Origin of the sequence: Pseudomonas sp. WS 5010 (assembly GCF_012985565.1) — a bacterium.
Classification (GTDB): Bacteria; Pseudomonadota; Gammaproteobacteria; order Pseudomonadales; family Pseudomonadaceae; genus Aquipseudomonas.
In genome coordinates, this window is sequence record NZ_JAAQWQ010000006.1 from 135164 (window position 1) to 147490 (window position 12327).

A 12327-nucleotide genomic window follows, 5' to 3' on the forward strand; every position below is an offset into this window, starting at 1 on the left:
CAATTTTTAACCACCACAGGCAAAGCCTTATAAAACGTGGCGCGCAGCCATGTGCGCGCAGGTTATCCACAGCTGCGCCCACAGTCTTTGGGGGCAAGTGCAAAACCCTCCAGGCCGCTGTGTACAAGGCTTTCAGGGCGATTCAAAAAGTTTTTTGCTTGACCTTGGGCGGCCCATATGTAGGCCCATGGGGGAGGACGCGCCAGGAGGCATGGCTCCAGGCCAGTAAATCCGCCCCCTGCACACGTCTTTCCAGAGTTTAACCACAGACTTATCCACAGGCTTGCAGGTCATGTTCCGGTCATATACCTGTGTCTATGAACAGGTTGACAAAACCTGCGGCACCTCCCGAAAAAGCCCCTGATCAAAAAACAGCCACCGCGCTGTAAGCCCCGTAGATAAAGGCGTACAGCCAGCTACTCCCATGTTACCCACAGCAGGTTCCACAGTGGATGGGGACAAGTCATTTGTGTGACAAAACAGGGATTTGCGGCGGCTATATGTCGCGCTTTGGGAGGTGTGTGGATTTGTTTTCCACAATTTGCCGGAAGGCCTGCGAACTACCGAAAAATGTAGGCGCCGGCTTTATGTGGGAGCCGGGCTTGCCCGCGATGGCATCACCTCGGTGTACCTGAAATACCGAGATGTCTGCATCGCAGGCAAGCCAGCTCCCACACAAGCCGGCGCCTAGGGTGATGGCGGGTTAGTGCCCGCCAAGGTAAGCGTTGCGCACTTCCTCGTTCACCAGTAGCTCCTTGCCACTGCCGGTCAAACGGATTTCGCCGTTGACCATCACATACGCCCGGTCAGACAGGCGCAGCGCGTGGTTGGCGTTCTGCTCCACCAGAAAGATGGTCATCCCGGTAGCCGCCAGTTCGCGCAAGGTGGCAAAGATCTGCTTCACCACAATCGGTGCCAGGCCCAGGCTCGGTTCATCGAGCAGCAACAGCTTGGGCCGGCTCATCAACGCCCGGGCAATGGCGAGCATTTGCTGCTCGCCACCGGACATGGTCATGGCCCGCTGGTTACGCCGCTCCTTGAGCCGTGGAAACAGCTCGAACATGCGCTGCATATCCTCGCTGGCGTGCTTGTCGCCAATGGGGATGGTGCCCATCAGCAGGTTTTCCTCGACAGTCATGTCGGGGAACACCCGCCGCCCTTCCGGGGACTGGGCGATGCCGTTGGAGGCGATGTAGTGGGACGACTTGTGGGTAATGTCCACGCCCTGGTAGAGGATCTGCCCGGACTCGGCACGCGGCTGGCCGAAGATCGACATCAGCAGCGTGGACTTTCCCGCGCCGTTGGAGCCGATCAGGCTCACGGTTTCGCCCTCGTCGATGTGCAGCGAGACTTTCTTCAGGGCCTGGATCGGGCCATAGAACACGTCCAGGTCCTTCATTTCGAGGATAGGCGTCGTCATACCAGCTCCTCCTCATCGGCGCCCAGGTAGGCCGCGATCACTTTCGGGTCGTTACGGATCGCTTCCGGCCCGCCCTCGGCAATGACGTTGCCGTGGTCCAGCACCACGATGTGGTCGGAAATACTCATCACCATGCCCATGTCGTGCTCGATCAGTACCACTGTGAGGTCGTGTTCGTCGCGCAGCAGGCGAATCATCGCACTGAGGGCTTCGGTTTCCTGGGGGTTGAGGCCCGCTGCCGGTTCGTCCAGGCAGATGATCTGCGGCCGGGTGCACATGGCACGGGCGATTTCCAGGCGGCGCTGCTGGCCGTAGGAAAGCTCGCCAGCCAGGCGGTTGGCGCAGTCCACCAAATCCACCACTTCCAGCCAGTAAAAGGCGTGGTCCAGTGCGTCGCTTTCCGCCTTGCGGTAGCCCTTGGTGTTGAGAATGCCCGCCAGCATGTTGCGGTTGACCCACATGTGCTGGGCCACCAGCAGGTTTTCCACCACCGACATTTCCTTGAACAGGCGAATGTTCTGGAAGGTACGGGCCAGGCCTGCGCGGTTCACCAGGTGGGTGCCGCCGAACATCTTGTAGTACACCCGACTGAAAAAGCTCTTGGGCGACACGAAGTCGGTAGGCTTGAAGCGCTCGCCGAGCAACTGGATCACGTTGGTCTGCTTGCCGCGGATGTTGAGTTCGATCTTGCCGCCACTGGCCGTATAAAAGCCGGTCAGGCAGTTGAACACCGTGGTCTTGCCGGCGCCGTTGGGGCCGATCAGGGCGAAGATCGAGTTGCGTTCGACCTTGAGGCTCACATCGCTCAAGGCCTTGATGCCACCGAAGTGCATCATCAGGTGTTCCACGTTGAGGACAACTTCCTTGCTCATGGCGCTACCCCCTTGCGTGGTGTCACACCGGTACGGCTGATCCGGATCAGGCCCCGTGGCCGCCAGATCATCATCACCACCATCAACACGCCAAACAGCAACACCCGGTACTCGGAGAAGCTGCGCAGCAGTTCAGGCGCCACGGTCAGCACGAAAGCGGCAATGACCACGCCCACCGTCGAGCCCATGCCACCCAGTACCACGATGGCGAGGATCAGCGCCGACTCGAAGAAGGTGAACGAAGACGGGTTGACGAAGCCCTGGTAACTGGCAAAGAACACCCCGGCCAGGCCGGCCGTCGAAGCGCCGATGGTGAAGGCCGAGAGCTTGACCAGTACGTGGTTCAGGCCCATGGAACGGCAAGCGATTTCATCCTCGCGCAAGGCTTCCCAGGCGCGGCCCACTGGCATGCGGGTCAGGCGATGCTTGATGTACAGCACCAGCAGCACCACCAGAAACAGCACGATGTAGATGAACAGGAACTTCACGTTGGGGTTGTAGGCGATGCCGAAGAACTCATGGAACGGCACCCCGCCCTCCTTGGCACGCCGGCCGAACTCCAGGCCGAGGAACGTCGGCGATGGCACCGGCATACCGTTTGGCCCGCCGGTAAACGACAGCCAGTTATTGAGCACCAGGCGGATGATTTCACCAAAACCCAGGGTCACGATGGCCAGGTAGTCACCGTGCATTCGCAACACCGGGAACCCGAGGATGCACCCCGCCAGCGCAGCAGCGATGGCCGCCAGCGGCAGCACCGTCCAGAACCCCAGCCCGAGGTATTGGTAACCCAGGGCCAGGCCGTAGGCGCCGATGGCGTAGAACGCCACGTAACCCAGGTCAAGCAGCCCGGCCAGGCCGACCACGATGTTCAGGCCCAGGCCCAGCAACACGTAGATCAGCCCGAGGATCACCACGGTCAGCAGGTATTTGTTGGCGAAAAACGGAAAGACAATGGCGATCACGATCAGCGCCGGGATGATCCAGCGCAGCCGCGACTTGTAGTCCGGCGCCAGCACATGCACGCCAGAGCCCGAGCTTTCAAAACCCTGGAGAATCTTCAAGCCCTTGGGGGTTTGCAGGAACAGGCTCATGAGCAGGCGCCCGGCCATGACGATGGCCACCAGCAAGCCGACGCGGGCCGGTTCCAGGTTGAAGCTGTAGCCGTCCAGGACCACGCCGACGATGGGGCCGAATACGATCAGGGAAATCAGCCCGGCGAGGACCGCATCGACTACACTTTTCTTGATATCGATAGATTTGGCAGCAGACATGTTTACACCTTCGCCACGAGCGGGCGACCAAGCAGGCCCTGGGGACGGAAAATCAGAATCACCACCAGCAGGGAGAAACTGAACACGTCTTTGTAGTCAGAGTTGATCAACCCCGAGAACAGCGACTCGGAAATCCCCAGGATAATCCCGCCCAGCATCGCCCCAGGCAGGGAGCCGATGCCGCCGAGTACCGCTGCGGTAAATGCCTTGATGCCGATGATAAAGCCGGCATAGAAGTCGAACGTGCCGTAGTTCAGGGTGATCAGCACACCGGCCAGGGCCGCCATGGCGGCACCGATGACAAACACGTAGGAGATCACGCGGTCGGTGTTGATCCCCAGGATCGAGGCCATCTTGCGGTCTTGCTGGGTCGCGCGGCACATGCGGCCGAGCTTGGTGTACTTGATGATGTAGGTCAGCAGCGCCATGCCGGCAAAGGCCGCGACCAGGATGAAGACCTTGGTGTAGGTCAACTGTACGAACCCGGTGCCGATATCGACGCGCCAGGCGCCGGCCAGCAGGGTGGGAATGCCTTGTTGCTTGGCGCCCTGGGCGATCTGCGCGTAGTTCTGCAGGATCAGCGAGATCCCGATGGCGCTGATCAGCGGGGCCAGGCGAGTGGAGTTGCGCAACGGTTTGTAGGCGACACGCTCGATGACCCAACCATAGACGCCGGTGACGACGACGGTGAATATCAGGGTGCCGAGAATGAGCAGCGGGAAGGATTCGAGGCCGAAATAAGCCAGCAGTGCCAGACTGATCGCCGCGAGGTAAGCGGAAATCATATAAACCTCGCCATGGGCGAAGTTGATCATGCCAATGATGCCATAGACCATTGTGTAGCCGATGGCGATCAGGCCATAGACCGACCCGAGGGTCAGGCCGTTGACCAGTTGCTGCAGGAAAATACCATCCATAACGCAATCTCACGCGGTGAGAACCTGCACACCCTTGGGCGTGCGGCCCTTCTGGAGGAAAAAACAGATCTGGTGCCGGACGCAATGGCCCGGGCAACCGCGATCCAGTGTGGGAGCTGGCTTGCCGGCGATAGCGGTCTCACATTCAACACAGGTGCTGGCTGTCAGTCCGTCATCGCGGGCAAGCCCGGCTCCCACAAGGGGTCGGCGGTGGCTGGTTGATTACTTCTGCTTTTCCAACTGGTGGTACTTGCCGTCCTTGTCCCACTGGTACACCACGTAGTCGGAGACCTTCAGGTCACCCTTGGTATCCCATTCCTTCTTGCCCATCACGGTTTGCACCGGGTTAGCCTTGAGCCACTTGGCCGCGTCTTCACCCTTGTTGGACTTGGCGCCGTTGAAGCCGGCCGCCAGGGCCTGGATCGAGGCGTAGGCGTACAGGGTGTAGCCTTCAGGCTCGGTGCCATTTTTGCGGAACTCTTCCACCACGGCCTTGCTGTCTGGCAGCAGGCGCGGGTCGGCGCCGAAGGTCATGTAGACGCCATCGACGTATTGCGCACCACCGGCGGTCGCCACCAGTTCGTCGGTCACCACACCATCGTCGGACATGAACTTGACGTCTTTGAGGCCCGCTTCACGGATCTGGCGCACCAGTGGGCCGGCTTCCGGGTGCAGGCCGCCGAAGTACACGACATCGGCGCCCTGCGAACGGATCTTGGTCACCAGGGCGCTGAAGTCTTTCTCGCCACGGGTCAGGCCTTCTTCGAGCACCGGCTTGACGCCGCGCTTGGTCAGTTGGGCTGCGGTGGCATCGGCCAGGCCTTTGCCGTAGGTGTCCTTGTCGTTGATGACCGCGACTTTCTTGCCCTTGAGCACGTCGACGATGTAGTCGCCGGCCACGATGCCCTGCTGGTCATCCCGCCCGCACATGCGGAACATGGCGCCCAGGCCACGCTCGGTCACTTGGGGGTTGGTGGAGCCTGGAGTGATTGCGATGATGCCCGCTTCGTCGTACACCTCGGAGGCTGGAATGGTGTTCGACGAGCAGAAGTGCCCGACCACGCCGATCACTTTGTCCTGGTCGGCCAGGCGGTTGGCCACGGCTACGGCCTGCTTGGGTTCGCACGCGTCGTCACCGGCCACCAGCTTGATCTGCTCGCCGTTGATCCCGCCCGCCTTGTTGATCACATCGGCCGCCGCCTGGGCACCTTTCATGTACTGCTCACCGAAGGCAGCGTTGGCACCAGTCATCGGCCCCGCCACGCCAATCTTCACATCAGCTTGAACAAACGTAGAAACGCCCAGCGCGGCAGCTACCGCGAGGGCCAGGAAACCTTTCTTGTAAAACGTCTGGGACATGAGTGGTGCTCCGAGTTTTTTGTTGAATGGGCACTGCAATTTCACTTCAAACTTTCACTTGAAACCTTCACTGGAAAGCTGAGAGCAAGCGGCGTGCCATTGCGTTTTTATATTTCAAAAAGACACGGTGTCATTGTTATTACAGGCGTTTCGGTGCCTTTTTGGCGGGACGTGCAACCCTCTGGAACGCAGAGGTGCAACCACTGGCCCGAAAGAGTGAAACCCGCCCATTGGACTGATGTCAGCCAGCCATCAAGCGCCCCTTCGAGCATCTGTAACCATGCGCGTAACGGAAGTGCACATTTACAGTGCGTCACTGCTACGACTCGCACCAATACAGATTAGTAGCCGGCTAAGAAAATGCCGGCTTTTGAAGGGTATTTCGCTGATCAGATGACAATTCGCAGGCATTGGCCCGCGTGGTACAGCGAGAATCCGGCCTCGTACAGGCAACTGCGCAGGCCCACGCCGGCCAGCGGCTGCATCGGCGCAAACGGAATCGGCAGGGCCTTGGGGTCCTGGTGGCACAAATAATCGGCAAATGCCTTGCCCACCACGCTGCCAGTGGTCACCCCACGCCCGTTGTAACCAGTGACTGCCACCAAACCGGGCGCCGGCTCGAAAAGACGCATCAGATGGTCTGGGGTGAAAGCGATGCAGCCGGTCCAGGTGTATTCCCAGTCCACCGCCTTGAGAAATGGGAAATAGTGCTGCTGCACGCGGTCGGCCCAGGCCTTGAGAAACCAGGTGGGTTTCTGGTTGCCATTGCCCAGGCTGCCCAGCAACAACCGCCCATCGGCATCGCGGCGGATGCTGCTCAGCACCTGGCGGGTATCCCAGGAACCCTGGCCACCCGGCAGGATTTGCTGCGCAGCATCACCGCTCAGGGGCACCGAGGCCACCTGATAGTAGTAACCGGGGAAAAAATTGCGCCGCAACTCGGTCCACTCGCCTTCGGTGTAGGCATTGGAGGCGATCACCACTTGTGCAGCCTGCACCGCGCCCTGGGCCGTTTGCACAGACCAGGATTGGCCCTGGCGCTCCAGTTGGGTCACCGGTGAATGATCGAACAACTGCCCACCCAGGCCCACTGCGGCATTGGCCAGGCCACTGGTGTAGGCCATCGGGTTCAAGGTGCCGGCACGCCGGTCGAGCAAGGCGGCGGCGATCTTTTGGGTGCCGGTGGCCTGCTCGCACGCAGCACCGGTCAGCAGCTCCACGGGCGCGCCACGGCGCTTCCATTGTTGCTCGCGGCTGCGCAGGTCGGCTTCGCCACGGGCGTTGTGCGCCATGTGCAACGTGCCCTCGCGGCGCAGTTGGCAATCTATCCTGTACTTGTCGATCAGGCTGAACACCAGGGACGGCGCTGCGCCAAGCATTCGGTTGAGCTGGCTGCCCACCGCCGTGCCGAAACCAGCCTCGATCTCATCCGGAGGGATCCACATCCCGGCGTTGACCAGCCCCACGTTGCGCCCAGAACCGCCATGGCCGGTGCGATGGGCCTCCAGCACGCAGACACTTTTACCTTGCTCCAGCAGGTGGATGGCCGCCGACAAACCGGTGATACCGGCGCCGATCACACACACATCCACCTTGACCTCGCCCTTGAGGGCGATGCGATCCGGCCGGCCAGGGGTCAGTTGTTCCCACAAACACGCTTCGCGTAATGGCATTGCCAGACTCCGGGATCTAACAAACAACTCTTATTCTGAATTGCGAACCCAATCGAACGTGGGAGCTGGCTTGCCAGCGATGACGATGGTGAATTCAATACCGCTATCGCCGGCAACCCAGCTCCCACATTGACCGCATTTCGGCGGGAGGCTCAGTCGAAGGTAATGCCCTGGGCCAACGGCAGCTCCAGCGAATAGTTCACGGTGTTGGTCTGCCGGCGCATGTACCCGCGCCAGGCATCCGAACCCGATTCACGCCCGCCACCGGTTTCTTTCTCGCCGCCAAACGCGCCACCGATCTCCGCGCCACTCGGCCCGATGTTGACGTTGGCGATCCCGCAATCACTGCCCACCGCCGACATGAACTGCTCGGCCTCGCGCACATCGGTCGTAAAGATGCACGACGACAGGCCCTGCGGCACGGCGTTGTTCAAACGCAGCGCCTCGGTGAAGTCCTTGTAGCCCACTACATAGAGAATCGGCGCGAAAGTTTCGCTGCACACCACATCGCTCTGCTCAGGCATTTCGACGATGGCCGGCGCCACATAGTAAGCGTTGGGGAACTGGTCCTGCAGCTGGCGCTTGCCGCCAAACACCTTGCCGCCTTCGCTCAGGGCCTGCTCCAGGGCGTCCTGCATGTTTTCAAAGCTGTGCTTGTCGATCAGCGGGCCGACCAGGTTGCCTTCCAGAGGATGGCCGATGCGCACCTTGGAATAGGCGGCCTTGAGGCGTGTGACGATTTCGTCCTTGACCGACTCGTGGGCGATCAGCCGGCGCAGGCTGGTGCAGCGCTGGCCTGCGGTACCGACCGCGCTGAACAGGATGGCGCGCACGGCCATGTCCAGGTCGGCGCTGGGGCCGAGGATCATCGCGTTATTGCCGCCCAATTCCAGAATGCTGCGGGCAAACCGCGCGGCAACCTTGGGCGCCACTTCGCGGCCCATGCGCGTACTGCCAGTGGCACTGATCAGCGCCACGCGCGGGTCGTCCACCAGGGCGGCGCCGGCATCGCGCCCGCCAATGACCACCTGGCTGAGGTACGGTGGTGCATCGCTGAAGTTTTTCGCCACCCGCTCAAACAAGGCCTGGCAGGCCAGTGCGGTGAGCGGGGTCTTTTCCGAGGGTTTCCAGATCACCGCGTTGCCGCACACCAGCGCCAGCGCGGTATTCCACGCCCACACTGCGACCGGGAAGTTGAAGGCGCTGATCACGCCCACCACGCCCAGCGGGAGCCAGGTTTCACGCATATGGTGGCCAGGGCGCTCGGAGGCGATGGTCAGGCCATACAACTGGCGCGACAGGCCCACGGCGAAGTCGCAGATATCGATCATTTCCTGCACTTCCCCCAGGCCTTCCTGGGTGATCTTGCCGGCTTCCCACGACACCAACTCGCCCAGGTCGGCCTTGTACTCACGCAAAAGGTCGCCGAACTGGCGCACCAGTTCACCGCGACGGGGCGCCGGTACCTTGCGCCAGGCATCGAATGCATGCTCGGCACGACTGACCTGCTGCTCGACCTCGGCGGCGCCTTCCCAGTGCACACTGGCAATGCGGCTGCCATCGATAGGGGAATGCACGGGCTGTTTCCCCGCCTGGTACAACGCCGGGTCTACCCCCAGACGATCAAGCAATGCGGCAACCATGGGTCACTCCTTCAATCCATCAACAAAAAAATGCGCCGCAGCCCGCACGACGATCCAGGCCTTATTTGTAGCCGGCCCAGGACTTGCCAACAAACGACGATTAGGCGAGATATCATTCCGTTTATTCATGCAAAACAAAAAGAGGCATGCCGTGCTCAATAAAAGACATTTGCCCTCGATCACCGCGCTGCAATGCTTCGAGGCCGTGACCCGCCACCTGAGTTTCACCCGTGCCGCCGAGGAGCTGAACCTCACGCAGAGCGCCGTCAGCAAGCAGGTCGCGCAATTGGAAGAGTTGCTGCAGCACCTGCTGTTTCGCCGGGTGCGTCGGCGCTTGCAGATGACCCCGGCGGGCGACCTATACCTGGTGGAAGTGCGCAAGATCCTGAGCCAGGTGGAGATGTCGACCCACTACCTGCGCTCCTACGGCGGCGAGACCGAAGTACTACGGGTGTCCACGCCCTACACCTTTGGCGCGCGCTGGCTGGTGCCACGGCTCAAGGGCTGGCGCCTGCGCCACCCGCAGATCCACCTGGACCTGTGCAACGAACAGACGCCAGACGAGTTGCTGCAAGGCAAGGCCGACCTGGCCTTCTACTTCGGCGCAGGCGCAAGGCCCGGCACCGAGAGCCTCAAGCTGTTCAGCGAGGAACTGGTGCCGGTGTGCGCCCCCGAGAGCCTGCCGGCCCTGCCCTTGCGCGACCCGACGCAACTGAGCGAACTGGTGCTGCTGCAAAACGCCTCACGCCCCCAGGGCTGGCACGACTGGTTCGCCAGCCTCGGCTACCAGACCGAACACAGCTACCACGGGCCGCGCTTTGACACCTTCTATATGTGCATCCGCGCCGCCCAGGTGGGCTGTGGCGTGGCGCTCCTGCCGCGTTTTCTAGTGGAAGAAGAGCTGGCAGACGGCAAGTTGGTGATCCCCTGGCAGCACGCACTGCCCAGCCAGGACGCGTACTACCTGGCGTACCCGGAGCATTCGGCGGAGGTGCCCAAGGTGCGGGATTTTGTGAAGTGGATGATGGAGCAGAAGTGAGCAAAGTGTCTGCGGCTAGAGCGGGATAGCAAACCATCCGCAGCAAGCCCCGCTCTCCAAAACCACTACCGATCAATCTGCGCATAGGGCACCTCTACAGCGCCCTCACTCAGAAATATCTGCTGCGGCAAGGTGAAGTCACGCAATTGCAGCAAGGCCAACGGCCCTGCGCCTAGTTCCGTGCGCAGGTTCCAGGTCAGGCTTGCGCCGTCTGGGGCCTTCAGCACCATACGATAGTGGCTGTCACCATCGTCCAGATGCGTGATTTGGGCTTTTTCCAGCAGGCGGATCAGGCCCCAAGTGCCCTGGAAGTCGCCGAACAGACGCTCGCCGGTATGAATGCTAGTCCAGCTCAGGCTGGCCCCCGGGTGGTCGCTGCGGCCCGGCCAGTTGAAGCGCTGCCAGATTTCGCGCTGGTTGTTGGCGCAACGTTTGAGTGCCGAACAAAAACGTTGCCCCCACACCCAGCAGCAGCAACAGCAACAGCAACAGCAACAGCAACAGCAGCGGAAATACGCCCAGCCAAAGCCAGCACCTCGGCCGCGCAGCCCGTGGCGCAAGAGCTGGGATTTGATCCAATCTGACCGGCATGGCTATCTCGCGCTCGCTTCAGGCAGTGACGAAATCAAGGCGCGACCGCAAGCGCAGCGATGCCCGTGAAACGCAACCGGAACACCCTTGTCGTGAAACGTTGGGTGCCCCTCGGCAATCTCTGTTCGACCATGACCGGGAATCGGGCAATCTACCGGGTCACCCTTGCGAGCCACACCGATACCGCGGAACTTCATAACGACAGAACCCGATTGAACCGTGCGGCCGCCGGTTGTTTTATTGCCGATACGAATTATGTTTTCATGCCTTATCCCTACTCAAAAAATATCCACTTACTTAAAAGAGAACTTATTCGGCACACTCGAGAGCAGTTCGATTCTCTTTCTCGCAGTCTATTCTCAACGCCAATTATTAAACTCATCTAAACGCCCCACCAAGACTTGCTTCTATGCACCTGCAGGATCAAAAAAACGTTACTGGCGGCCACAAAAACCAATATCTTCACACCGAACCCATTTTTCGATCACCTTCCCGCTTTCTTGTTGGTAGCGAAATTTTACGAGGGAATTATTTGAGCTCGGAAGCACAAAGATAATATCGCCACGAATCAGGTAAGCCGTAGATGTGTCGGATAACGATGGCGAGCTATATAGATAGGCTTTTTCAGAGAGAATTGACTTTACAGCCCAGTTATTGACACTTTTTGCAGAAACGAATACACCACCTGAGTTCATAGCGGCTCTCAGTCTTTCAAAGTTTTTAGTATCGCCGTCACGCTATAGTAACGACAGCATGTCAGTGTACGTTTTTTTTATTTGTATCACGGGGAAGATCGCAAGCTAACAAATTATCAAATGTCGTCCCCTCTGAAAAATATGCCAAAATCCTAGGAGAGGAGACCTGGGTTAAATCCTTTCTTCCCGACTCATAATCTTTGTAGATTTTTTCGACAGTTGGTGCTTCTTTAAAAGAATAGTCGATAACACTGCTAATTTAACTGCTCCACCGCTCAGACCCACTCCACTCGCCACCACATTGTTCTCCACTCTCCACATTGACAACGCAACCATCGGACATTCGTACAAATGCACAAAGATATATTTTCTTTGGCTCCTGCTGCACGCCCACCCCCGACTCAGAAAACTGTACGACCGAGTAGGTCTTATCAGGAGACAGATTGCCAGCATCATAACGGCTGTCGTAATTAAAACTTAATCCCTCATCAAATACTCGCAGAATACCCCCTGAGTTCGTTTTGTAGACTAACGAATTAAAGTTGCCGTCAACACCATCCGAATAGACCAGGGAACCTGATCCTCCCTGGACGCTGGCAGCCCTTAACTGGGTAGAAACCAATATAAAAATAAACAGTAGAACCAAACCTCTCATCACTGCACTCCTTATAACAGCCCACTAAGGTGACTATAACGTTCCATCGGCGAGTTCATACTGCGAGATGGTCCGTAAATCCCAATCAACTCCTCCTCGTACTGCATGCGATTTTCACCCCACTGGCGCGGATCGGAACTCGATCCCGAGTGACGATGACGCAGTGTATCAATTGCACTCTTAAGATTA

At 59.4% G+C, this 12327-nt stretch carries 11 protein-coding genes and 1 pseudogene; 1 reads left to right on the forward strand and 11 read right to left on the reverse strand.

Annotation, left to right across the window (positions count from 1 at the left end):
- Positions 1–703: 703 nt before the first annotated feature.
- From HBO11_RS20780 to HBO11_RS20810, 7 genes are all read right to left on the reverse strand, one after another.
- The gene (locus tag HBO11_RS20780) at positions 704–1420 is read right to left on the reverse strand and encodes an ABC transporter ATP-binding protein (RefSeq protein WP_029300502.1); all 717 of its coding nucleotides are present in this window, start codon (positions 1418–1420) and stop codon (positions 704–706) included.
- A complete protein-coding gene (locus HBO11_RS20785) occupies positions 1417–2292 on the reverse strand; it encodes an ATP-binding cassette domain-containing protein (RefSeq protein ID WP_029300504.1) in 876 nt (291 codons plus the stop codon). Before HBO11_RS20785 ends, HBO11_RS20780 begins: the two co-directional genes overlap by 4 nt.
- On the reverse strand, positions 2289–3566 hold the full coding sequence (livM, locus tag HBO11_RS20790) for a high-affinity branched-chain amino acid ABC transporter permease LivM (protein WP_169952152.1): 1278 nt from the start codon (positions 3564–3566) through the stop codon (positions 2289–2291). Before livM ends, HBO11_RS20785 begins: the two co-directional genes overlap by 4 nt.
- Positions 3567–3568: 2 nt before the next feature.
- Positions 3569–4483 carry a branched-chain amino acid ABC transporter permease gene (locus HBO11_RS20795; protein ID WP_029300506.1) on the reverse strand — a complete coding sequence of 305 codons (915 nt, stop codon included), beginning with the start codon at positions 4481–4483 and terminating at the stop codon, positions 3569–3571.
- Between the two features lie 222 nt (positions 4484–4705).
- Positions 4706–5842, reverse strand: coding sequence for a branched-chain amino acid ABC transporter substrate-binding protein (locus HBO11_RS20800; protein ID WP_169952154.1), 1137 nt, complete (start codon positions 5840–5842; stop codon positions 4706–4708).
- A 389-nt stretch (positions 5843–6231) separates the two neighbouring features.
- On the reverse strand, positions 6232–7515 hold the full coding sequence (locus HBO11_RS20805; protein ID WP_169952156.1) for an FAD-binding oxidoreductase: 1284 nt from the start codon (positions 7513–7515) through the stop codon (positions 6232–6234).
- 152 nt (positions 7516–7667) lie between these two features.
- Complete coding sequence (locus tag HBO11_RS20810) at positions 7668–9158, reverse strand: aldehyde dehydrogenase family protein (RefSeq protein WP_169952158.1); 1491 nt, start codon at positions 9156–9158, stop codon at positions 7668–7670.
- A 151-nt stretch (positions 9159–9309) separates the two neighbouring features.
- On the opposite strand from HBO11_RS20810, the gene HBO11_RS20815 reads away from it, so the two are divergent.
- On the forward strand, positions 9310–10197 hold the full coding sequence (locus tag HBO11_RS20815) for a LysR substrate-binding domain-containing protein (protein WP_169952161.1): 888 nt from the start codon (positions 9310–9312) through the stop codon (positions 10195–10197).
- Between the two features lie 65 nt (positions 10198–10262).
- On the opposite strand, the pseudogene HBO11_RS20820 reads toward HBO11_RS20815, so the two are convergent.
- The 4 genes and pseudogenes from HBO11_RS20820 to HBO11_RS20835 all read right to left on the reverse strand — a co-directional run.
- Positions 10263–10616, reverse strand: a pseudogene (locus HBO11_RS20820) (type VI secretion IcmF C-terminal domain-containing protein); the annotation flags it as partial.
- Positions 10617–10790: 174 nt separating this feature from the next.
- The gene (locus tag HBO11_RS20825; protein ID WP_169952430.1) at positions 10791–11060 is read right to left on the reverse strand and encodes a PAAR domain-containing protein; all 270 of its coding nucleotides are present in this window, start codon (positions 11058–11060) and stop codon (positions 10791–10793) included.
- Between the two features lie 162 nt (positions 11061–11222).
- Positions 11223–11483, reverse strand: a complete 261-nt coding sequence (locus tag HBO11_RS20830; RefSeq protein ID WP_169952165.1) for a hypothetical protein — start codon at positions 11481–11483, stop codon at positions 11223–11225.
- A gap of 259 nt (positions 11484–11742) precedes the next feature.
- Positions 11743–12138: a hypothetical protein gene (locus tag HBO11_RS20835; protein WP_169952167.1), complete on the reverse strand. Its 396-nt coding sequence runs from the start codon at positions 12136–12138 to the stop codon at positions 11743–11745.
- Between the last annotated feature and the right edge of the window lie 189 nt (positions 12139–12327).